Annotated in this window: 16 protein-coding genes; 7 read left to right on the forward strand and 9 right to left on the reverse strand. The window is 72.5% G+C overall.

All coding sequences use genetic code 11. The annotated features are described in order from the left end of the window. The first annotated feature begins 48 nt into the window (after positions 1-48). Positions 49-714 (forward strand): HAD family hydrolase, encoded by a 666-nt coding sequence (locus tag AB0472_RS38975; protein WP_366363915.1) that lies wholly within the window; start codon positions 49-51, stop codon positions 712-714. Positions 715-1,294: 580 nt separating this feature from the next. Beyond that, positions 1,295-6,232: an NAD-glutamate dehydrogenase gene (locus tag AB0472_RS38980; protein ID WP_366363917.1), complete on the forward strand. Its 4,938-nt coding sequence runs from the start codon at positions 1,295-1,297 to the stop codon at positions 6,230-6,232. Between the two features lie 99 nt (positions 6,233-6,331). Here AB0472_RS38980 and AB0472_RS38985 read toward each other — a convergent pair whose 3' ends face one another. Next, positions 6,332-7,189, reverse strand: coding sequence for an ABC transporter ATP-binding protein (locus AB0472_RS38985; protein WP_366363978.1), 858 nt, complete (start codon positions 7,187-7,189; stop codon positions 6,332-6,334). A 22-nt stretch (positions 7,190-7,211) separates the two neighbouring features. Continuing rightward, positions 7,212-8,129, reverse strand: a complete 918-nt coding sequence (locus AB0472_RS38990; RefSeq protein ID WP_366363919.1) for an ABC transporter permease — start codon at positions 8,127-8,129, stop codon at positions 7,212-7,214. A gap of 380 nt (positions 8,130-8,509) precedes the next feature. On the opposite strand from AB0472_RS38990, the gene AB0472_RS38995 reads away from it, so the two are divergent. The 3 genes from AB0472_RS38995 (at position 8,510) to AB0472_RS39005 (ending at position 10,579) form a co-directional block, all read left to right on the forward strand. Beyond that, on the forward strand, positions 8,510-9,136 hold the full coding sequence (locus tag AB0472_RS38995; RefSeq protein WP_366363921.1) for a TetR/AcrR family transcriptional regulator: 627 nt from the start codon (positions 8,510-8,512) through the stop codon (positions 9,134-9,136). Between the two features lie 78 nt (positions 9,137-9,214). Next, on the forward strand, positions 9,215-9,592 hold the full coding sequence (locus AB0472_RS39000; RefSeq protein WP_366363923.1) for a DoxX family protein: 378 nt from the start codon (positions 9,215-9,217) through the stop codon (positions 9,590-9,592). A 60-nt stretch (positions 9,593-9,652) separates the two neighbouring features. Next, positions 9,653-10,579 (forward strand): RNA polymerase sigma-70 factor, encoded by a 927-nt coding sequence (locus tag AB0472_RS39005; RefSeq protein ID WP_366363925.1) that lies wholly within the window; start codon positions 9,653-9,655, stop codon positions 10,577-10,579. Between the two features lie 7 nt (positions 10,580-10,586). Here AB0472_RS39005 and AB0472_RS39010 read toward each other — a convergent pair whose 3' ends face one another. Genes AB0472_RS39010 through AB0472_RS39020 form a run of 3 tightly spaced genes read right to left on the reverse strand, consistent with a single transcriptional unit; the run spans position 10,587 to position 13,797 of the window. Then, positions 10,587-11,525 carry an ADP-ribosylglycohydrolase family protein gene (locus AB0472_RS39010; RefSeq protein WP_366363927.1) on the reverse strand — a complete coding sequence of 313 codons (939 nt, stop codon included), beginning with the start codon at positions 11,523-11,525 and terminating at the stop codon, positions 10,587-10,589. A gap of 19 nt (positions 11,526-11,544) precedes the next feature. Beyond that, positions 11,545-12,525 (reverse strand): UDP-glucose 4-epimerase GalE, encoded by a 981-nt coding sequence (gene galE, locus AB0472_RS39015; protein WP_366363929.1) that lies wholly within the window; start codon positions 12,523-12,525, stop codon positions 11,545-11,547. Positions 12,526-12,579: 54 nt separating this feature from the next. Beyond that, a complete protein-coding gene (locus tag AB0472_RS39020) occupies positions 12,580-13,797 on the reverse strand; it encodes a glycosyltransferase 87 family protein (protein ID WP_366363931.1) in 1,218 nt (405 codons plus the stop codon). Between the two features lie 355 nt (positions 13,798-14,152). Here AB0472_RS39020 and AB0472_RS39025 point away from each other — a divergent pair, with 355 nt between their 5' ends. Next, positions 14,153-15,733 carry a glycosyltransferase family 39 protein gene (locus tag AB0472_RS39025; RefSeq protein WP_366363933.1) on the forward strand — a complete coding sequence of 527 codons (1,581 nt, stop codon included), beginning with the start codon at positions 14,153-14,155 and terminating at the stop codon, positions 15,731-15,733. 24 nt (positions 15,734-15,757) lie between these two features. Here the strand turns inward: AB0472_RS39025 and AB0472_RS39030 are convergent, their stop codons facing one another. Continuing rightward, entirely contained in the window at positions 15,758-16,258 is a 501-nt protein-coding gene (locus AB0472_RS39030; protein ID WP_366363935.1) for a MarR family transcriptional regulator, read from the reverse strand. A gap of 135 nt (positions 16,259-16,393) precedes the next feature. On the opposite strand from AB0472_RS39030, the gene AB0472_RS39035 reads away from it, so the two are divergent. After that, positions 16,394-16,810: an organic hydroperoxide resistance protein gene (locus tag AB0472_RS39035; RefSeq protein WP_366363937.1), complete on the forward strand. Its 417-nt coding sequence runs from the start codon at positions 16,394-16,396 to the stop codon at positions 16,808-16,810. On the opposite strand, the gene AB0472_RS39040 is transcribed toward AB0472_RS39035, so the two are convergent. The 3 genes from AB0472_RS39040 to AB0472_RS39050 all read right to left on the reverse strand — a co-directional run bounded on the left by AB0472_RS39040 (position 16,800) and on the right by AB0472_RS39050 (position 21,916). Beyond that, positions 16,800-18,269: a hypothetical protein gene (locus tag AB0472_RS39040; RefSeq protein ID WP_366363939.1), complete on the reverse strand. Its 1,470-nt coding sequence runs from the start codon at positions 18,267-18,269 to the stop codon at positions 16,800-16,802. The two genes, AB0472_RS39035 and AB0472_RS39040, sit on opposite strands and share 11 nt — an antisense overlap. A gap of 72 nt (positions 18,270-18,341) precedes the next feature. After that, positions 18,342-19,694: a hypothetical protein gene (locus AB0472_RS39045; RefSeq protein WP_366363941.1), complete on the reverse strand. Its 1,353-nt coding sequence runs from the start codon at positions 19,692-19,694 to the stop codon at positions 18,342-18,344. Next, the gene (locus AB0472_RS39050; RefSeq protein WP_366363943.1) at positions 19,691-21,916 is read right to left on the reverse strand and encodes a CDP-glycerol glycerophosphotransferase family protein; all 2,226 of its coding nucleotides are present in this window, start codon (positions 21,914-21,916) and stop codon (positions 19,691-19,693) included. The genes AB0472_RS39045 and AB0472_RS39050 overlap by 4 nt, the downstream gene beginning before the upstream one ends.

A 21,916-nucleotide genomic window follows, 5' to 3' on the forward strand; every position in this document is an offset into this window, starting at 1 on the left:
ATGTTCCTGCGGTCTTGATTGTCATTGGTGGCGGGTAGCGTTTTTGGCATGGGGAAGCACGAAAGCGCACACATTGTCTGGGACTGGAACGGGACGCTGTTCCATGACAACGACGCGATCATCGGGGCGACGAACGCGGCCTCGGCCGAGCTGGGCCTGGCGCCGATCACGCTGGAGCAGTACCGGGCGCTGTACTGCGTGCCGGTGCCGAAGTTCTACGAGCGGCTGATGGGGCGGCTGCCGACGGAGGCCGAGTGGGAGGTCATGGACGTGATCTTCCACCGGTACTACGCCGAGCACCGCGCCAGGTGCGGCCTGACCGAGGGGGCGGCCGAGCTGCTGGCCGGGTGGCGTTCGGTGGGGCGCAGCCAGTCGCTGCTGAGCATGTACGTGCATGACGAGCTGGTCCCGCTGGTGCGCGGCTTCGGGATCGAGCCGCACTTCGTACGGGTGGACGGGCGGGTCGGGCCCTCCGGGGGCAGCAAGGCCGAGCACATGGTGCGGCACCTGCGGCAGCTGGCGGATGTGCGGCCGGGGCGGACCGTGGTGATCGGGGACGCGGCGGACGACGCGGTGGCGGCGCGGGCGGCGGGGGCGAAGGCGGTGCTGTACACCGGGGGGTCGCACGGCAGAGCGAGCCTGGAGGAGGCCGGGGTACCGGTCGTGGACTCGCTGGCGGAGGCGGTCGAGGAGGCGCAGCGTTTGGTGGCGTGAGCCGCCCGGGTGGGTTGGGGCCGGGGGCGGGGACGATTGCCTGCGCTTGCAGGGTGCCTCCCTCGGCCGAAGGCTGGGGGAGGCGCTGCGCGACCAGCCCCCACGCATCCGCACCATCACCAACGGTTTTCAGCCACCCCACACCCCCATGTCGGCCGAGCCGGCGCGGTGTCCCTGTGCAGAACGTCAAAGTTCCGCCCCCTGTTTTGTACACATACGGCTCATGACGGCCCCCCGGTCGGGAGCGATAGCCTTGGTGGCGTGATCAGCGCGATAGTTCGCGGGGGCATCGGTGCCCCTGCCCTGCGCCCGGTGAGCACGGAACACCTCCGTGACCGGGTGGCGGTCGCTGGTCTTCCCGGGCGGAGGGCGCCGAAGGCGGCCCAGGCAGGAGCGCTGCCGAGAGCAGCATCACACCTGCGGAGCAGCTCAAATATGGCTCAATACCCCCCGCTCGTCTCACCTTGCGGCATAGCGTCGGAGCGGACCGGAGAACCCGGCCGTGGCGTCGAGCCGCAGGGGGAAGAGCCCGTACTTCCTTCTACGTCACGCAATGGCGCGCGACAGGAGCCAGAGGACAATGCAGACCAAGCTGGACGAAGCCAAGGCCGAGCTGCTCGATCGGGCCGCCCGGGTAGCTGAGAACAGCCCGGCCGGGGGGCACCTACCGACTGGGACGACGGGAGAGGCGGACCAGGAGTCCGTTTTCGCGTTCCTCCAGCGCTACTACCTGCACACCGCACCGGAGGACCTGGCCGACCGCGACCCGGTCGACGTCTTCGGCGCGGCCGTCTCGCACTACCGCCTCGCCGAGACCCGCCCCCAGGGCACCGCGAACGTCCGGGTCCACACCCCGACCGTCGAGGAGAACGGGTGGACCTGCACCCACACCGTGGTCGAGGTCGTCACCGACGACATGCCCTTCCTCGTGGACTCGGTCACCAATGAGCTGACCCGGCAGGGGCGTGGGATCCACGTCGTCATCCACCCCCAGATCGCCGTCCGCCGCGACCTCACCGGCAACATGATCGAGGTGCTGCCCACCCCGGCCGTGGGCGAGGAACTGCCGCACGACGCGTACATCGAGTCCTGGATCCACGTCGAGACCGACCGCGAGACCGATCGCTCCGACCTCAAGCAGATCACCGCCGACCTGCTGCGCGTGCTCTCCGACGTCCGTGAGGCCGTCGAGGACTGGGAGAAGATGCGGGAGGCGGCCGTCCGCGTCGCCGAGAGCCTCGGCGAGGAGCCGGTCCCGGCCGACCTGCCGCGCCCCGAGGTCGAGGAGGCCCGCGAGCTGCTGCGCTGGCTGGCCGCCGACCACTTCACCTTCCTCGGCTTCCGCGAGTACCAGCTGCGCGAGGACGACTCGCTGGCCGCCGTGCCCGGCACCGGCCTCGGCATCCTGCGCTCCGACCCGCAGCACGCCGGCGAGGAGGGCCACCCGGTCAGCCCCTCCTTCGAGCGGCTCCCCGCCGACGCGCGCGCCAAGGCCCGTGAGCACAAGCTCCTCGTCCTGACCAAGGCGAACAGCCGGGCGACCGTGCACCGGCCGTCGTACCTGGACTACGTCGGCGTCAAGAAGTTCGACGCGGACGGCAACGTGGTGGGCGAGCGGCGCTTCCTGGGCCTGTTCTCGTCCGCCGCCTACACCGAGTCGGTGCGCCGGGTGCCGGTCATCCGCCGCAAGGTCGAGGAGGTGCTGGAGCGGGCGGGTTTCTCGCCCAACAGCCACGACGGCCGCGACCTGATGCAGATCATGGAGACCTACCCGCGCGACGACATGTTCCAGACCCCGGTCCCGGAGCTGGAGTCGATCGTCACGTCCGTGCTGTACCTCCAGGAGCGCCGTCGGCTGCGGCTGTACCTGCGCCAGGACGAGTACGGCCGCTACTACTCGGCCCTCGTGTACCTCCCGCGCGACCGCTACACCACCGGTGTGCGCCTGCGGATCATCGACATCCTGAAGGAGGAGCTCGGCGGCACCAGCGTCGACTTCACCGCCTGGAACACCGAGTCGATCCTCTCCCGGCTGCACTTCGTCGTCCGCGTCCCGCAGGGCACCGAGCTGCCCGAGCTGTCCGACGCCGACAAGGACCGCATCGAGGCCCGCCTGGTCGAGGCGGCCCGCTCCTGGGCCGACGCCTTCGCCGAGGCGCTCAACGCGGAGTGCGGCGAGGAGCGCGCGGCCGAGCTGCAGCGCCGCTACACCAACTCCTTCCCCGAGGGCTACAAGGCCGACCACACCCCGCGCGCGGCGGTCGCCGACCTGGTCCACCTGGAGCGGCTCACCGAGGAACCGGGCAACGACTTCGCCCTCAGCCTCTACGAGCCGGTCGGCGCCGCTCCCGGCGAGCGCCGCTTCAAGATCTACCGCAAGGGCGCGGCGATCTCCCTGTCGGCCGTGCTGCCGGTCCTGAACCGGCTGGGCGTCGAGGTGATCGACGAGCGGCCGTACGAGCTGCGCTGCGCGGACCGGACGACCGCGTGGATCTACGACTTCGGGCTGCGCATGCCGAAGGTGTCCGGCGGCGGCAACGGCGACTACCTGGGCGACGACGGCCGTGAGCGCTTCCAGGAAGCGTTCGCGGCGACCTGGACCGGCCTCGCGGAGAACGACGGCTTCAACGCGCTGGTGCTGAGCGCCGGGCTGAGCTGGCGGCAGGCGATGGTGCTGCGGGCGTACGCGAAGTACCTGCGGCAGGCCGCCTCCACGTTCTCCCAGGACTACATGGAGACCACCCTCCGCAACAACGTCCACACCACCCGGCTGCTGGTCTCCCTCTTCGAGGCGCGGATGTCGCCGGACCGGCAGAAGGCCGGCCTGGAGATCACCGACGCCCTCCTCGAAGAGCTGGACGCGGCCCTCGACCAGGTGGCGAGCCTCGACGAGGACCGCATCCTGCGTTCCTTCCTGACCGTCATCAAGGCGACCCTGCGCACCAACTTCTTCCAGGAGACGGCCGACGGCAGGCCGCACTCCTACGTGTCCATGAAGTTCGACCCGCAGGCCATCCCGGACCTCCCGGCGCCCCGCCCGGCGTTCGAGATCTGGGTGTACTCGCCGCGCGTCGAGGGCGTGCACCTGCGCTTCGGCAAGGTCGCGCGCGGCGGTCTGCGCTGGTCCGACCGGCGTGAGGACTTCCGCACCGAGATCCTCGGCCTGGTCAAGGCGCAGATGGTGAAGAACACCGTCATCGTGCCGGTCGGCGCCAAGGGCGGCTTCGTCGCCAAGCAGCTGCCCGACCCGGGCGTGGACCGGGACGCGTGGCTCGCGGAGGGCATCGCCAGCTACAAGACGTTCATCTCGGCGCTGCTCGACATCACCGACAACATGGTGGCCGGCGACGTCGTGCCCCCGCAGGACGTGGTCCGGCACGACGAGGACGACACCTACCTGGTGGTCGCGGCCGACAAGGGCACGGCGACGTTCTCCGACATCGCCAACGAGGTGGCCGGCAGCTACAACTTCTGGCTCGGCGACGCCTTCGCCTCCGGCGGCAGCGCGGGCTACGACCACAAGGGCATGGGCATCACCGCGCGCGGCGCCTGGGAGTCCGTGAAGCGGCACTTCCGGGAGCTGGGCGTCGACACCCAGACCGAGGACTTCACCGTCGTCGGCATCGGTGACATGTCCGGTGACGTGTTCGGCAACGGCATGCTGCTCAGCGAGCACATCCGCCTGGTCGCAGCCTTCGACCACCGGCACATCTTCATCGACCCGAACCCGGACGCGGCCACCTCCTTCGCCGAGCGCCGCCGCCTGTTCGACCTGCCCCGCTCCAGCTGGGGCGACTACGACACCGGCCTGCTCTCGGCCGGCGGCGGGATCTTCCCGCGCAGCGCGAAGGCCATCCCGGTCAACGGCCACATCCGCGAGGCCCTCGGCATCGAGGAGAAGGTCACCAAGCTGACCCCGGCCGACCTGATGAAGGCGATCCTCGCAGCACCGGTCGACCTGCTGTGGAACGGCGGCATCGGCACCTACGTCAAGGCGTCGACCGAGTCCAACGCGGACGTCGGTGACAAGGCCAACGACGCCATCCGCGTCGACGGCGCCGACCTGCGCGTCAAGGTCGTCGGCGAGGGCGGCAACCTGGGCCTGACCCAGCTGGGCCGGATCGAGTTCGCCCGCCAGGGCGGCAAGATCAACACCGACGCCATCGACAACAGCGCCGGCGTGGACACCTCCGACCACGAGGTGAACATCAAGATCCTGCTCAACGGCGCGGTCGCGGACGGCGACATGACGGTCAAGCAGCGCAACAAGCTGCTCGCCGAGATGACCGACGAGGTCGGCGCCCTGGTGCTGCGCAACAACTACGCCCAGAACGTGGCGATCGCCAACGCGCTGGCCCAGTCCGGGGACATGCTCCACGCCCAGCAGCGCTTCCTGCGCCACCTGGTCAGGGAGGGCCACCTCGACCGGGCGCTGGAGTTCCTGCCCACCGACCGCCAGATCCGTGAGCGCATCGGCACCGGCCAGGGCCTGACCGGCCCGGAGACGGCCGTGCTGCTGGCGTACACGAAGATCACGGTCTCCGACGAGCTGCTGGCCACCACGCTGCCGGACGACCCGTACCTGAGCAGCCTGCTGCACGCGTACTTCCCGACGGCCCTGCGCGAGCGGTTCGCCGCCGCGCTCGCCACCCACCCGCTGCGCCGCGAGATCACCACCACGGTGCTGGTCAACGACACGGTCAACACCGGTGGTACGACCTACCTGCACCGGCTGCGCGAGGAGACCGGGGCCTCCCTGGAGGAGATCGTCCGGGCGCAGACCGCGGCCCGCGCCATCTTCCGCTCGGCCCCGGTGTGGGACGCCGTGGAGGAGCTGGACAACAGGGTCGACGCGGCCGTCCAGACCCGGATCCGGCTGCACTCCCGCCGCCTGGTGGAGCGCGGCACCCGCTGGCTGCTCAACAACCGGCCGCAGCCGCTCCAGCTCCTGGAGACCGTCGACTTCTTCGCCGAGCGGGTCGAACAGGTCTGGCAGCAGCTGCCGAAGCTGCTGCGCGGCGCGGACCTGGAGTGGTACCAGCACGTGTACGACGAGCTGTCCGGCGCCGGCGTGCCGGCCGAACTCGCCACCCGCGTGGCCGGCTTCTCGTCCGCCTTCCCGGCGCTGGACATCGTCTCGGTGGCCGACCGCACGGGCAAGGAGCCGCTGGACGTCGCCGAGGTCTACTACGACCTCGCCGACCGGCTCGGCGTCACCCAGCTGATGGACCGCATCATCGAGCTCCCGCGCGCCGACCGCTGGCAGTCGATGGCCCGCGCCTCCATCCGCGAGGACCTGTACGCGGCCCACGCGATGCTCACCGCCGACGTGCTCGCCGCGGGCAACGGCACCTCGACGCCCGAGCAGCGCTACGAGGCCTGGGAGCAGAAGAACGCCGCGATCCTGGGCCGGGCCCGCACCACCCTGGAGGAGATCCGCAGCTCGGACTCCTTCGACCTGGCCAACCTGTCGGTGGCCATGCGGACGATGCGGACGCTGCTGCGCACGCATTCGTAGCCGCGCGGCCGTGGTCGTGTCCCCACGACACGAAGGGCGCCCCGAGCCGGTGACGGCTCGGGGCGCCCTTCGTGTCGGTGTCCGCGGGCGGGACCTGCTTCAGGAAGGCTGGGCGGCCTTCGGCTGCGGCTTGGGCTTCGTCTTGTCGGACTTGTCGCCGGTGAAGGCCTCGTACTCGGCGAGCACCTCTTCGGTCGGCCCGTCCATGCGCAGCACACCGCGCTCCAGCCACAGCACCCGCTCGCAGGTGTCGCGGATGGACTTGTTGTTGTGGCTGACCAGGAAGACCGTGCCCGCGTGCTGGCGCAGCTCGCGGATCCGCTCCTCGGACCGCATGCGGAAGGACGCGTCACCGGTGGCCAGCGCCTCGTCGATGAGGAGGACGTCGTGGTCCTTGGCGGCGGCGATGGAGAAGCGGAGCCGGGCGCCCATACCGGAGGAGTAGGTGCGCATCGGGAGGGTGATGAAGTCGCCCTTCTCGTTGATGCCGGAGAAGTCGACGATGTCCTGGTAGCGCTCCTTGATCTCCTCGCGGGACATGCCCATGGCGAGGCCGCCGAGGTAGACGTTCTTCTCGCCGGTCAGGTCACCCATCAGGGCCGCGTTGACGCCGAGGAGGGAGGGCTGGCCGTCGGTGTAGATGGCGCCGTTCTCCACCGGGAGCAGGCCGGCGACCGCCTTGAGCAGGGTCGACTTGCCGGAGCCGTTGGTGCCGATCAGGCCGATCGCCTCGCCCTTGTAGGCGACGAAGGAGACGTTCTTGACCGCGTGCACCTTGCGGACGCCGGCCGCCTGCTCCGCTTGCTTGCGGCGCAGCATGCGGTTGAGGGCGGCGGTGGCGGAGCCGCGTCCGGCGCCGGTGCCGTTGACCCGGTAGACGATGTCGACGCCGTCGCAGACGACGGTGGGGACGTCGCTCACGGTGCGGGACTCCCGCACCGTGGGGGTGTCGCTCATGCTGGGGGTGTCGCTCACGTTCTCAGCCACGGCCGTACGTCTCCTCAGCCTTCCAGAAGTAGATGAACCCGCCGACGCCGAAGACCAGGGCCCAGCCGGTCGCGACGATCCACACGTGCGGCGGCAGCTGGCTGGCGTGGAAGCTGTCGATCAGGGAGAAGCGCATCAGGTCGATGTAGACAGCGGCCGGGTTGTCCTTGAGCACCGGGTTGACCCAGCTCGGCAGACCGTGGTGGTTCTTGGTCAGCTTGTCGATGTTCCACATGACGCCGGAGATGTACATCCAGGTGCGCAGGATGAACGGCATCAGCTGGGCGATGTCCGGGGTCTTGGCGCCCCACCGGGCCATGATCATCGCGAAGCCGGCGTTGAAGGTGAACTGCAGGATCAGCGCGGGGATCGCCAGCAGCCACGAGGTGGACACCGGAACGCCGACGCAGAGCAGGATGCCGACCAGGGCGCACATGGAGAACAGCAGCTGCTGGAGCTGCTGGAGGCAGAAGGAGATCGGCAGCGCGGCGCGCGGGAAGTGCAGGGCGCGGACGAGGCCCAGGTTGCCGGAGATCGCGCGGGTGCCGACCATGATCGAGCTCTGCGTGAACGTCCAGATGAACACGCCGGTGACCAGGAACGGGATGTAGTCCGGCACGCCGCGCTTGGTGCCGAGCAGCACACCGAAGATGAAGTAGTACACGGCCGCGTTCAGCAGCGGGGTCATGACCTGCCAGACCTGGCCGAGCTTCGCCTGCGCATACTGGGCGGTGAGCTTGGCGGTGGCGAACGCGACGATGAAGTGCCGTCGCTCCCACAGCTGGCGGATGTACTGGGGCAGGGAGGGACGGGCGCCGCTGACCGAGAGACCGTACCGGGCGGCGAGCGCCGCGAGGTCGTCCTCGGCCGTGACCGGGGCCGGGGGCGGTGTGTGGAGAACCTGGGTCACATCCGCTGCTTTCACTCGGAGGGTGGGGGTGCGGCGCCCGGCTGGGCGCCGGGCCCGTCATCCGGCGTTTCCTTACGCTTCTCTTTACGTTTTCTCACGTCGGAACGGGACCGTATCGTCGCAACGGGAGCGTAGGCCGAGTTGGCGTCGGAACGCAACCGTTTCGTCGTCACGGACGGATGTGGGCCGTAACACTTTCGAGGTCGGGGCGCGACCGATTCGTTGCGGCGTGCTGTGGGCGCCTGTTCGGTACGGCGGTGAGCTGGGCGGTGTGCACCCGGACCGCGTTGCGGGCGCGTTGCGGCGTTCAGGTGGCGGCTCGGTGTCGGTGCGTCGTCGGAACGCAACCGTTTCGTCGTTACGCCCCTATGCTGGGTGACATGACGACGAACGCCGAGGAGTCCCAGACGCGTCCGCGCCGACGAGCCCCCGCCGGGGCGGCCGTCCTCCGCGAGGACGTGACCGAGGCCATCCGGGCCGCCGTCTTCGAGGAACTCGCGGCGGTCGGGTATGCCCGGATGTCCATCGAGGGCATCGCACGCCGCGCCGGTGTCGGCAAGACCGCCGTCTACCGCCGCTGGCGCTCCAAGCTGCACCTGGTCCTCGACGTCGTCTCCGCCCTCGCCGTGCTGGGCCTGCCGGTGCCCGACACCGGCTCCCTGGAGGGCGACCTGCGGCTGCTGTACGAGGTCACGTCCCGTGCGCTGCGTCATCCGGTCGCCTCGCAGATCATCCCGGACCTGCAGGCCGAGGCGGCCCGCAACCCCGAGATCGCCGAGGCCATGCAGAAGACGCTGCGCGAGGGTCAGGAGGGCGTCGCCAGCAAGATCATCGAGGCGGCGCAGCGGCGCGGCGAACTTGCCGAGGGCCTCGACGACGACCTGGCGATGGATCTGATCTCCGGCCCGCTGTACTGGCGCTCGGTGGTGATCCGCACGCCGAAGCTGCCGAAGGGGTACCTGGCGGCGCTGGCCCGCGGGACCACGGAGGCGCTCAAGGCGCTGTAGCCACTCGAGCGTGGATGTCACAGGCCCCGCGGCCGTCTCGTCGTAGAGGCGCAGGCATCCTCGAACAGGGAGTGGACGATGAACCTCGCGCTGTGGATCACCGCCGGGCTGCTCGCCGTGGTGGCACTGGCCGGCGGGATCAGCAAGACGTTCGTGCCGAGGGAGAAGCTCGCCTCGGCGCACGGCGGCGGCTGGACCGGTGACGTCGGTGACGGATTCGTGCGGACGCTCGGCGTCCTCGAACTCCTGGCCGCGGCCGGCCTGGTCCTGCCCGCCGTCACCGGCGTCGCGCCGGTACTGGTGCCGGTGACCGCCACCGCCTGGGTCCTGCTGATGACCGGTGCGATGATCACCCACGGCCGGCGCGGAGAGCGGCCGTTCGTGGCGCTGAACCTCTTCTACCTGGCCCTCGCGCTGGTCGTCGCGGTGGGCCGGTTCGGCCCGGGCGCCTTCTGAACTTCCGGCACTTCCGACGGGACACTGTCACCCGGGGGCACAGGACATGGGGGAGCGGACATGAAGACCAGGACCGAGGAGTTCCAGGAGCTGCGGCCACTGCTGTTCTCGATCGCGTACCGGCTGCTGGGCAGCGTCGTCGAGGCCGAGGACGCCGTCCAGGAGGCGTGGCTGCGCTTCGCCGGCTCACCGACGGAGGTCAGGTCGCCGAAGGCCTTCCTGTCGGCCGCCGTGACCCGGATCTCGATCGACGTACTGCGCTCGGCCCGGGTCCGCCGCGAGGAGTACGTCGGCCCCTGGTTCCCCGAGCCGCTGCTCGCCGACCCCTACGAGGACCCGGTCCGCTCGGCGGAGCTGGCCGACTCCGTGTCGATGGCGGCCCTGCTGCTCCTGGAACGGCTCAGCCCCCTGGAACGCGCGGTCTTCGTCCTGCGCGAGGTGTTCGACTTCGGCTTCCCCGAGGTCGCGTCGGCGGTCGGCCGTTCGGAGGCGGCCTGCCGCCAGCTGGCGGTCCGGGCCCGGCGCCACATGGCCGAGGGCCGCCCCCGCTTCGAGGCCGACCGCGGGGAACGCGAGGAACTGGCCGCGCGCTTCTTCGAGGCTCTCCACGAGGGCGATGTCGCCGCCCTCCAGGAACTGCTCGCCGCCGACGTGTCGCTGGTCGGCGACGGCGGCGGCAAGGCCCCGCAGCTGGCCCGCGCGGTCCTGGGCGCCCAGAACGTGGCCCGCCTGCTCGCCGCCGTCTTCCCGGCGCTGGCCCGCATCGAGGTGACCACCGAACGGCACGAGGTCAACGGCCAGCCCGGCGCGATCCTCCATGACCGCCGGGGCAGGGTCCTGCAGACCTTCTCCCTCGACATCCTCGACGGCCGCATCCAGACCATCCGCCTCATCCTCAACCCCGACAAACTCTCCCACATGGGCCCGGTCGCCGACGCCTGGGCCATCTCCGAGGAACTCAAACAGACCCGCAGGACCGGGGAGTGACGGGCTCTCAGGAGCCGAGGCGACGCGCCAACGCCGACAGGTCCGCCACCCGCAGCACCCGGTCGCCGAACCCGGGCAACGGCACGTGCAGGACGTCCGTCCACCGCTCCGGTACCGCCCCGAGGCCGTGGACGGCACCGGCCAGGGCGCCGGTGACCGCAGCGACGGTGTCCGTGTCACCGCCCAGGTCGACGGCTGCCCGGACGGCTTCCTCGTAGGAGGAGGTGGTCCGCAGCGCCCAGACCGCGGAGCCGAGACAGGGCCACACGGCGCCGTTGAACTCGGTCGCGAGGCCGGGGTGCCAGCCGGGGCCGAGGACGGTGGCGTACCGGTCCCGGTGGCCGGGGTGGACCGCCGCCAGTGATTCCGGTACGGCGGCCGTCGGGTCGTCCCCGGACAGGGCGACCCGCAGCAACTCGTGCAGGATCGCGGTGCCCTCCCAGGCGGCCCGGTCCCCGTGGGTGAGCGCGGCCAGCCGGCGGCCGGCGTCCATCGTGCCGTCCCGGCCCAGCGGGGCGAAGTACACCCCCGACGTCGCGGCACGCATCAACGCTCCGTTGCCCGCGGCGCGTTGGCTGACCTGGAAGTGCAGGGCGGCGGCGAGGTCCCACGGGTCCCCGCTGCCCAGCACGGCCTCGGTCTGCAGTCCGATGTCCTTCGGCTCGGCAGCGGCCCATCGCCGGAACCGCCGGAAGACGTCCGGGAGTTCGAGGCCGCCCTGTTCCACCAGGGACTCCCCGACCAGTACGGCCATCTGCGTGTCGTCGGTCGCCTCGCCCGGCTCCCATCCGCCGCCTCCGCACATCTCACCGCCGTGCCCGGCCCTCGGGAACCGCGCGGAGAAGGCTCCCTCGGGGCCGAACTCGAAGGGCGCGCCCAGGGCGTCACCGACGGCGGACCCGATGACGGCGCCCAGGACACGGTCGAGGCGGGAAGGGCGGGACATTCCCGCAGGGTACGCGGGGTCAGCCCCGGCCCGCCCCCGGATGGAGGCGTAGCCAGCCGGACCAGGCCGAGGTGATCATGTCGTGGACGTCGTGTTTGGCCTTCCAGCCGAGTTCGGTGGTGATGCGGTCGGCGGAGGCGACGACGCGGGCCGGGTCGCCGGGGCGGCGGGCGGTGACGGCCGGGGGCAGGTCGTAGCCTGTGACGGCGTTGATGCGGTCGATCATCTCGCGGACCGAGACGCCCTCACCGCGCCCGATGTTGAGGGTGAGCGTGCGGCCCGGCTCGGCCTGGAGGGCGCGGGCCGCGGCCACGTGGGCCTCGGCGAGGTCCACCACGTGGATGTAGTCGCGGACGGTGGTGCCGTCCGGCGTCGGGTAGTCGGCGCCGAAGATGCGCGGCGGGGCGTTCTCCGTGAGCTTCTCGAAGACCATCGGGACCAGGTTGTAGACGCCGATGTCGGCGAGTTCGGGGCGGGCCGCGCCGGCCACGTTGAAGTAGCGGAGCGAGGCCGTGGCCAGGCCGGTGGCCCGGCCCGTCGCACGGACCAGCCACTCGCCCGCCAGCTTCGTCTCGCCGTACGGCGACATCGGCACGCACGGCGTCTCCTCCGTCACCAGCTCGACGTCCGGCATGCCGTAGACCGCCGCGGAGGAGGAGAACACGAAGGACGGGACCCGGGCCTCCGTCACGGCCTGCAACAGGACGCGCAGGCCTTCGACGTTCTCGTGGTAGTACTCCAGCGGACGGTCCACCGACTCGCCGACCTGCTTCTTCGCCGCCAGGTGCACGACCCCGGTCACCTCGTGCTCGGCCAGCACCCGCGCGACCTTCTCGCCGTCGAGCGTGGAGCCGACCACCAGCGGCACGTCCTTCGGCAGGCGCTCGGCGATGCCGGTGGACAGGTCGTCGTAGACCACCGTCCGCTCGCCCGCCTCCGCCATCGCGCGTACGACGTGCGCCCCGATGTAACCGGCGCCGCCGGTGATCAGCCAGGTCATGTGTGGCCGTCCCCTCCGTGAGTTGGCCCGTGGTGTTCGTCAGCCGCGTGTCCGTCAGCCGCGGTCACTCCTCAGTGAACCAGGTGCCGCCGACATCCGCGGACGGGCGAACTGACGCACCGCGGTCATGCGGACACCCGACGTGTCCGCACGGCGGCGGGTGGCGCGCCACAGCCGGGTCAGGGAGAGCACGGCGGCGGTGGCCAGCAGGCCGTTGCGGGCCAGCATCAGCAGGCAGCCCGTCCACGTGCAGTGGACGACCTCGGCGTAGAACGCGGGGTAGGCCACGGCACTGATCGCGGTCGCCGCCAGGACGAGCGCGGCGACCGGACGCTGGGTGGTGTGCCGCGAGGTCAGGCAGACGGCGGCCAGGCCCAGCAGCCAGATCATGTACTGCGGGCTGATCACCCGGCTGGTGACGGTGAACAGGAGCACGGCGCTCAGCGCCGCGTCGTACGGGGTGGCCGGGGTCCAGTGCCGGGCCCGTACCCGCCACACGAGCAGCAGCGCGAAGGCGGCCGCGGTGAGCGCGAGGGACGCGGTCGCGACCGCGCGCACGTACGGGCCGACCAGTTCGATGGCGCCGTACTGGTAGCGGGCGGTGCCCCGCCAGCCGGCGTGCCGCGCGAGGCTCAGCGCGGTGCCGCCGAGCGACTCGATCTGCACGCCCCGGCCGCCCTGCTGACGGAGGAACGCGAGCGGGTTGCGGAACGACACCACGAAGACGGCCAGGGTCACGGTCCCCGTCAGGGCCGCGGTCAGCCACGCCCTGCGGGTCGGACGCCCGCGCTCCAGGCCCAGCAGCACCAGCGCCGGCCACACCTTCACCAGCGCGCCCAGTGCCGCGAGCGCACCGCACGCGCGCGTGGAGCGCTCCAGCGCCAGCAGGGCGAGCACGGCGAAGGCGGTGACCTCCACGTCGTAGCGGGCCAGCGGGAGGTGGAGCAGCAGCGGCAGGCCGCCGGTCCACAGGGCCGCGCCGAGCAGGGTGCGGCCGGGACGCCGGCCCGCGCGGGCGAGTGCCACCGTGACCAGGGCGTCGGTGGCCAGGGTGAGCGCCACGAACGCCTGGAAGTAGCTCAGTTCCGGCACCAGCCCCGGCGCCAGCAGCACCGCGCCGGCACCCGGCGGGTACTGCCACAGCGTGTCGTGGGCCGGGAACGCGCCGTGCGACAGCACGCCGTACCAGTGGAAGTACAGCCGCCACACTTCGCGCGCGACCGATCCGTGCCCCAGGCGCCGCTCGTTGTTGTGGGCGAGGAGCCACAGCATCACCGCGCGCGTGGCGGCCCAGGCGACGGCGAGGCGGAGAAGCGGTGGGAAGCGGCGCGGGGGGAGTCGCGGGGGGAGACCCGAGGCGCCGGACGGGCGGCGCAGACGCGGGAGTCGAACAGACGGGGCGAACGGGAGGCGTGGAAGCGGAGTGTACGGGTGGCGATTCATCGACCGCGAGCGTAAGCCGCGCGGATGGTGTATCCATGCCGATACGCCGTCATTACCCGGCAAAGGTTGGCTAATCGCAAAAGATCGGGCCGTGGTGAGTATCGGGCCTCTCGTAAAAGCACATCCGCGAACGACGCGGACAGAAGACGACAGCCGGCCGGCTCCACGGAGTCGGCCGCGCCCGTTGGGCGGCCCGCGGTGGCCGCGGGCCGCCCCGTTCCTCGCCGTGGCCGCCCCGGCCGCGGTGATGCTCGCCGTCGGCTTCTGGGGGCTGCACCGCGGCGGCATGTGGCGCGACGAGGCCGTCACCTACCAGGTCGCCCGGCGCACGGTGCCGCAGATCTGGCGGCTGCTGCACGAGGTCGACGCCGTGCACGGCCTGTACTACCTGCTGATGCACGTGGTCCTCGCCACCGACCCCGGCCACCCCGGCGAGGTCGTCCTCCGGCTGCCCTCGGTGTGCGCGGCGGCCGGCACCGCGGGCCTGGTCGCCGCCCTCGGCATGCGCCTGGCCCGGCCGCGCGTCGGCCTGTGGGCCGGGCTGCTGTACGCGGTCACCCCGCTGGTCGGCCACTACGCGCAGGAGGGCCGCTCGTACGCCCTGGTCGCCGCGGGTGCCACCGGCGCGACCCTGCTCCTCGTCCGGGCGGTGCGGGAGGAGGGGCGCAGGCTCTGGTGGTGGTACGGCGCCGTCCTCGGACTCACCTGCTGGCTGCACGAGTTCGCCGTCCTGCTGCTGCTCGCGCACGCGGGAACCCTGGCACTGGCCCGTTCGTCGGGAAGGGTGTGGCGGCGGTGGGGCTGCGCGGCCGGGGGTGTGGCGCTGTCGCTGCTGCCGATGGTCGTGGTCTCGCGCGGGCAGTCGGCCCAGGTGGCCTGGCTGCGGGAGCCGGACGTGGAGACCGCGCAGGAGTTGCTGCGCCAGTACCTCGGACCGACCGACGGGGTGTACTGGGCGTGCCTGGCGCTCGGACTGCTGGGGCTGACGCGGCTGGTGGGCCGGCGCGGCGAGGTGACCCTCGCGGCGGTCGCGCTGCCGCTCGCGGTGCTGCCCCCGGTGGCACTGATGCTGGCCTCGCAGCTCACCCCGCTGTACGTCGACCGGTACGTGCTGTACGCGCTGGCCGGGGCGCCGCTGCTGGTGGCGCTCGGCGCGGACCAGGTCGCCCGGGTGCTCGGCCGGCTCTGGTCCCGCGGCACCCGGACGGCGCCCAGGTCGCCCGCGCTCACCCTGGCCGGGGTCCTGGCGGTTCTCCTCGCCTTCACCCACCAGGTGCCGCTGCTGCGGGCGGACCGGGTGGCGGGCACCCGGCCCGACGACCTCGGGGCGGTCGCGGCGGCGGTGGCCCGGGTGCTGCGCCCCGGCGACCCCGTGCTGTTCCTGCCGGCTCACGCGCGCGGGGCGGAGCTCGCGTATCCCGCCGACTTCAGGTCCACGAGGGACGTCGCACTGGCCGAGCCGGGGCCGGTGTCGGGAACGTTGTACGGGCGGGAGGTGGGGGTGGGGACGCTGCGCCGGCGGTTGGCGGGCGCCGACGAGGTGTGGGCCGTGATGGAGAAGTACGCGCTGGTGAGCGGGTACCGGCCGCGGCTTCCGACGGAGCGGGCCAAGTGGGCCGTGCTGAACCAGCAGTTCGTGCTGCGGGAGGAGATGGTGATCGACCGGGTCGCGCTGCGGTTGTACGTGCGGCCGATTCGGGCGGGTTCGGAGGAGTCCGGGCTGCAGGCCGGTGGGGGCCGGCCACGCGGTTCCCGGCGCCCCTGACGGGGCGCTCCGTACCGGCCCCGCTCAGCGGGAACCCTCCTCCAGAGCCGCCGCGTCCAGAGTCCCCGTCAGCTGGTCCAGGCGCTCCTTCAGGCCCCGGATCTCCTCGACGTCGAAGCCCGTCGCCGCCACGATCCGCCGGGGCACCTCCAGCGCCCGCTCGCGCAGCGCGGCCCCTTCCTCCGTCAGCCGTACCTCCACCGAGCGCTCGTCGCGCGTGCTGCGTTCGCGGCGTACCAGGCCCGCCGTCTCCAGGCGCTTGAGCAGCGGGGACAGGGTGCCGGAGTCGAGGCGCAGGTGTTCGCCGAGCCTCTTGACCGGGAGGTCGCCCTGTTCCCACAGCACCAGCATCACCAGGTACTGCGGGTAGGTGAGCCCGAGGTCCTTGAGGATCACGCGGTACACGCCGTTGAAGGCGCGGGACGCCGCGTGCAGGGAGAAGCAGATCTGGCGGTCCAGGTGGAGCCACTCCGCCTCGGGGGAGGGGCTCGGGGCGGGGCTGGGGGTCGGGGTCGTCGCGGTCATGGCTCAAGGGTACCGCTCGCGGGTCATTTAGTTGTGTGCAATTGAATTGTGTGCTCTACTTGTGGTCGTGAGGGCGGCGGGAACGGGAGCCGCCGGACACCGACACTTCGAGTACTTCGAGAGGGATGGTCTTCGATGGACGCCATCTACACCGCAGCCGCCACCGCCACCGGCCGGGAAGGGCGGGCGGTCAGCTCGGACGGCCAGCTGGACCTCACGCTGGCGTTCCCGCCCGCGCTGGGCGGCAACGGCCAGGGCACCAACCCCGAGCAGCTCTTCGCCGCCGGCTACGCCGCCTGCTTCGCCAGCGCCCTCGGTGCCATCGGCCGCCAGGCCAAGGTCGACACCGGCGAGATCTCCGTCACCGCCGAGGTCGGCATCGGCAAGGACGAGTCCGACGGCGGCTTCGCGCTCAAGGTCACCCTGCGCGTCGAGCTTCCCGAGGCGCTCGCCGACGAGACCGGCGAGAAGCTGGTCCACCAGGCCCACGCCTTCTGCCCCTACTCCAAGGCCACCAAGGGCAACATCCCGGTCGAGCTCGTCATCGAGTAACCGATCGGGTGACCAGCGGTACCGGGGATGCGTCCCCCGCCCGGGTGAGCCGCGCGAGCACCTCCCCGGTTCGCCGGCTCCAGTCCACGACCACCGCCCCCGCGGGCAGCCGCTCCTGCCGCGTCAGCAGCAGCCAGCGCGCCCGGGGGCGGTGGTCGTGGCCGTCGGTCAGCGCGATGCCGTACCCGGGGAGCAGCCGCACGGCGTAGTAGGCGTCCGTGACCACCGGTTCCCCCGGGCCGATGTGCCGGGCAGCCCAGTCGTACGACGGCCAGCGCGGCGGCTGGACGAAGCCGACCGGATCCACCGAGCGCGGTACCACCGCCCCGGCCTGCGCGGCCAGAAAGCCCAGGCAGGCCCCGCCGGCCGCGGCCCAGCCCAGCACCCGCCGCCCCCCGCACCAGGGCCGCTCCGACGCCAGCTCCACGGCGAGCGCGCACTGCGGCGCCAGCAGCACGAGCCCGAGCAGTGCGGCCGCCCGCCCGCACACCAGCACCAGGCACTCCAGGGCGAACAGCAGCACGAGCGGATCACGCCAGGCCGCGGGCCCCGCCGCCCCGCGCACCGGCGAACCGCCCGCCCGCCGTGCCCGCAGCCACAGTGCCGGGATCCCGAGCAGCGCCAGCCAGCACCGGCCGGCCCACCCGCCCACACCGGCGTACGACCCGTACGCCGACGGCGGCAGCACGCGGGCGTGCGTCCCGAGGGCGAGCGCTGCCACCGCCACCGTGCACAGCAGCGCCCACCGTCCCCACACCGCGGCCCGCCACCCCCGCTGCCACCCCGCCACGAACGCCACCGCCCCGGCCGCCGCGCCCGCCCCGGTCACCGGGTCGACCAGCGCCACCGTCGCGTACAGCAGGCCGAGCGCCGCATAGCCGGACAGGCTGCGCAGGCCGCTCGGGCCGACGTAGCGCACCCGGCGCAGGTCGCGGGCGCGGGCGCCGGTCAGGGCCCAGGCCCAGAGGGTCACGCCGAGGGCGAACGCGGACGGATAGCCGAGGCTGCCGGTCAGCGGCAGCAGGGCCAGCGAACCCCCGCCCCAGGCCGGCCGCGTGCCCCACAGCACCGACACGAAGCCCAGCGCCAGCACCGGTGCCCACGGGCGCGGGGTGAGGACGCGGACCAGCCGGCCGAGACCCGTCAGGAGTACCAGCAGGTTCAGCGGGCCGCACACCCGCAGCAGCTGCCACCCCGTCAGCCCGGTCAGCCGGGCGAGCGCGCCCTGGGCGAGCACGTAGGGGGAGACGGCGGGATCCGTCAGGCCGGCCCGCAGCCGGGCCACCGCCGCCGCGTGCAGACCCGCCTCGCAGCACGGCGGCACCCGCCAGTACGCCAGGGTCATCAGCAGCCAGAACAGCAGGCCGAAGACCTGGTATGGGGTGAGTCTGCGGACGCGGCCGCCGCGCAGGGCGGTGGAACCACGCGTGGCGCGCCGGAGCAGGGCGCCGGTGCTCACCGGAGGAATCGGACGGGACGGACCATTTGCCAAGTGTTCCCGTCCGCCCCGACCGCGCTGCCGTCCATCACCTCATCGAGTGACGCCGACCGCCCTGGGCGGCCCCTGCACGGGAAGCGGGACCGACCGGCGCACCAGCGGTTCGAGGAGCAGGGGCACGCCCACCACCGGCAGCAGCCACGCCAGCACGATCATCCGGTCGCCGAAGACGGTGATGTCGGGGTGACCGGCCTGGGTGAGGATCCCGGTTCCGGCGGCCGCCAGCAGGAAGACGCCGAAGGCGGGCCGCCGCCGCGCCCCCCACGCCCCGGCCGCCAGCAGGGCCGGGAACAGCGGCTCCGTCAGCTGCCGCCGCAGCCACTCCACCCAGAAGTCGAACTCCAGATGGAGGAACTCCCGCCACGGGTGGGCCCGGTCCGGGTGGGTGTAGTGGCCGGTCAGCAGGTCTTGCACGCTCTCCGCCTCGGAGGGGTAGCGCAGCAGCCGGGCCAGGAGCACGGTGCCCGCCACCGCCGCGCACCCCACCACCGCGATCACCACCACCCCGCGCCCGGGACTCCGCCCACCACTCCGACTCTGTCCGCCGCCGGGACTCCGCCCACCGCCCTGACTCTGTCCGCCGCCGGGACTCCGCCCGCTCCGGCGGTGCCGCCACAGTGCGACCACCGCCGCGGCCCCGGCCAGGCACGCACCGAGGAAGAGCGCCTGCGAGTGCTTCACGCCGAACAGCGCGAGCAACGCGCCCGCCACCCACGCCGCCCCCGCCCCCGTCCGCCCCGCGAGGACCAGCGCACATCCCCGCAGTGCCGCCAGGGTCAGGGCCAGCATCAGGCCCTCCGTCATCGGCCGCATCGCGGTCGTGCCGACCGGCAGCACGTAGTACAGGGCCTGCCCGGTCAGCGCGAGCGGCACCGGTACCGACACCGTCCGCAGCACCAGGAAGACCAGCACCCCGCCCGCGCCCGCGACCAGCACACTCGCCAGCCACACCCCCCACGTCACCCCGAACACGGCGACGAACGGCACCAGGAACACCGGGTATCCCGGCCGCACCTCGAAGATCCGCCGCAGCCGGGGGGCCACGAACGGCACCACGTGCCCGTCCGTCTGCGCGCCCCCGGCCCGCAACCGCCGCTCCACCCGCCGCAGTTCACCGGCCCGGCACTGCGCGAACACCGGGCCCGCCGGACTGGGCGCGTGGAAGCGCAGCACGTCCACGCGCTGCGCGCGCTGCGCCGCCGACGCCCTGCCGGCGCACACCCAGTCCACCGTCCGGGCCGCCGCCTCCCGCTTGCCCGCCCCGGCCAGGGTCAGCGCGTACGACACGTAGTTCTTGGAGTCCGGTGTGTCCCGGCCGGTGACATCGGCGAGTTGCAGCACCGCGAAGACGGCGGCCAGCACCAGCACCCAGGTACGCGGTCTCACGTCGGCGCCAGCAGGTCACGCGCGCCGGCCGGACCGGGCACCCGGCCCCGCGGCTCCGGCATCGCCTCGCCGAGCAGCAACGTCCGTACGACCCGTTCGGCGGCCCTGCCGTCGTCGAACTCGCAGAACCGGGACCGGAAGTCGGCCCGCAGCCGCGCCGACTCCTCGTCCCGCCAGCCGCCCGAGGCGAACAGCCACGCCAGCTCCCGGTAGGAGCGCGAGACATGGCCCGGCGCCTCGGCGGTGATGTCGAGGTAGGCGCCCCGGCTCGCGGTGTACGTGGGCCAGTCGTCGGCGTGCACGACGATCGGCCGGTCCAGGTTCGCGTAGTCGAACATGATCGAGGAGTAGTCGGTGACCAGGGCGTCCGAGGCCAGCATGACCTCCTCGGCGTGCGGTTCACCGGTCGCGTCGACCACGATGCCGCGCCGGTGCAGCTCGGCCAGGCCCAGCCCGCGCGCCGGACCGGTCGCGAGGGCCGGATGCAGGCGGACCACCAGCGTGTGCCCCGCGCCGAGGTCGGCGGCGAACCGGGCCAGGTCGATCCGGTCGACGTGCCCGCCCCGGACGTAGTCGCGGCGGGTCGGCGCGTAGAGCACCACGGTGTGGCCGGCCGGAATGCCGTGCCGGGCCCGGAAGTCCGTCGGACCACCGGTGACCAGGACGTCGTTGCGCGGGCTGCCGGTGCGGGCCGACGCGAAGTGGCAGGGGTAGGCCCGCTCCCACACCAGCTCCGAGTGGCGGTTGGCGACCAGGCTGTGGTCCCAGCGGTCGGCCCGGCGCAGCATCTGCGGCACGTCGAGACCGAGCCGGGCGCCGGGCTTGCCCAGCAGGTCGGCGCCCAGGTACTTGAGCGGGGTGCCCCGGTGGGTGTGGACATGCACGGCGCCGGGCCGTTTCACCAGCGTGCCGGGCCAGTTGACGTCGTTGACGAAGAACTTCGCGCGGGCGGCCAGCCGCAGGTACTCCGGGGAGTCCAGCAGTACGTGGTCGACGCCGGCCGGCAGCTGCGCCGCGACCTCCGCGTCCCGCACCACCCAGACGCCGCGCAGCCGCGGGGCGATCTCCCGGGCCGCCCGGTACACCGCCGCCGGGTCGCCGCGCAGCCCCTGGTGCGAGGCCGCCGAGTACAGGACCAGGTCCTCGTCCAGCGGGCGCGGACCGCGGAGCCCGGTCAGCACGCGGCGGGCCCGGGCGCCCGCCGCCCGCCGTACCCGCAGCGCCTGCCCGCCGCCCGCCCGTCCGGCCCGCGCGGCCTGCTCCCGCAGCCGGTACGACGCGTACGACCCGCCGAGCACACCGAGGTCGGCCCCCGCGGCCCCGTCGGTCCCGACGGCGGCCGTCGTCTCCTCCGGCCGGAACGCCCGGTACAGCTCCGCCGTCCGCCGGAAGAACTCGGCCCTGGCGGCGGGCGGCAGCCGGTCCGGCTTGGCGAGGATGTCCAGGCAGTGCTCGCCCATCTTCCGGTGCAGGCAGGGCCGCCAGCCGGCCAGTTCCGGGTGGGCGTCGACGAAGGCGAAGACCCGCTTGTACTGCTCGTGGACGTCGAAGTGCTTGCGGCTGGTGGTGGAGAGGATGCTGCCCTGCCGGCGCTGGCGGTAGTTGACGCAGATCCGGTCGAGGGTGGCGATCCGGGCCGCGCTGAGCATGACCGGGAAGGTCCAGGGGGTGTCCTCGTAGTAGCCCGGCGGGAACCGGAAGCCGTTCTCCTCGACGAAGTCACGCCGGTAGGCCTTGTTCCACACCACCATCAACAGGTCCAGGATCTCCGGGCGTTCGGCCGCCGTGAAGACGCCGTCGGTGGCACTCAGCACCTCCGCCAGGGCGTTGCGCCGGGTCCCGCCCCACCAGTAGGTGCGGGCGTAGTCGAAGACCAGCACGTCCGGGTCGCCGCTCTCCGCCAGCCGGTCGGCGACCGCGTGCAGCGCGCCCGGCGTCAGGGTGTCGTCGCTGTCGAGGAAGAGCACGAAGTCACCGGTGGCGTGGGGGAGTCCGGCGTTGCGGGCGCGGCCGAGGCCGACGTTCTCCGGCAGGTGCAGGACCCTCACCCGCGGGTCGCGGGCCGCGTACTCGTCGAGGATCGCGCCGCTGTTGTCCGGCGAGCGGTCGTCGACGGCGATCACCTCGATGTCGTGGAAGGACTGCTCCAGGACCGAGTCGAGGCACTCGCGGAGGAAGCCCTGCACCTGGTAACAGGGGACGATCACACTGAGTCGGGGCAC

It is taken from the genome of Streptomyces sp. NPDC086777, from assembly GCF_040702065.1.
Lineage (GTDB): Bacteria > Actinomycetota > Actinomycetes > Streptomycetales > Streptomycetaceae > Streptomyces.

Coding starts and splice junctions, on each gene's coding strand:
- AB0472_RS38975 (WP_366363915.1), top strand. CDS start 49: ATGGGGAAGCACGAAAGCGCACACATTGTCTGGGACTGGAACGGGACG.
- AB0472_RS38980 (WP_366363917.1), top strand. CDS start 1,295: ATGCAGACCAAGCTGGACGAAGCCAAGGCCGAGCTGCTCGATCGGGCC.
- AB0472_RS38985 (WP_366363978.1), bottom strand. CDS start 7,189: ATGAGCGACACCCCCACGGTGCGGGAGTCCCGCACCGTGAGCGACGTC.
- AB0472_RS38995 (WP_366363921.1), top strand. CDS start 8,510: ATGACGACGAACGCCGAGGAGTCCCAGACGCGTCCGCGCCGACGAGCC.
- AB0472_RS39000 (WP_366363923.1), top strand. CDS start 9,215: ATGAACCTCGCGCTGTGGATCACCGCCGGGCTGCTCGCCGTGGTGGCA.
- AB0472_RS39005 (WP_366363925.1), top strand. CDS start 9,653: ATGAAGACCAGGACCGAGGAGTTCCAGGAGCTGCGGCCACTGCTGTTC.
- AB0472_RS39010 (WP_366363927.1), bottom strand. CDS start 11,525: ATGTCCCGCCCTTCCCGCCTCGACCGTGTCCTGGGCGCCGTCATCGGG.
- galE (WP_366363929.1), bottom strand. CDS start 12,525: ATGACCTGGCTGATCACCGGCGGCGCCGGTTACATCGGGGCGCACGTC.
- AB0472_RS39020 (WP_366363931.1), bottom strand. CDS start 13,797: ATGCTGTGGCTCCTCGCCCACAACAACGAGCGGCGCCTGGGGCACGGA.
- AB0472_RS39030 (WP_366363935.1), bottom strand. CDS start 16,258: ATGACCGCGACGACCCCGACCCCCAGCCCCGCCCCGAGCCCCTCCCCC.
- AB0472_RS39035 (WP_366363937.1), top strand. CDS start 16,394: ATGGACGCCATCTACACCGCAGCCGCCACCGCCACCGGCCGGGAAGGG.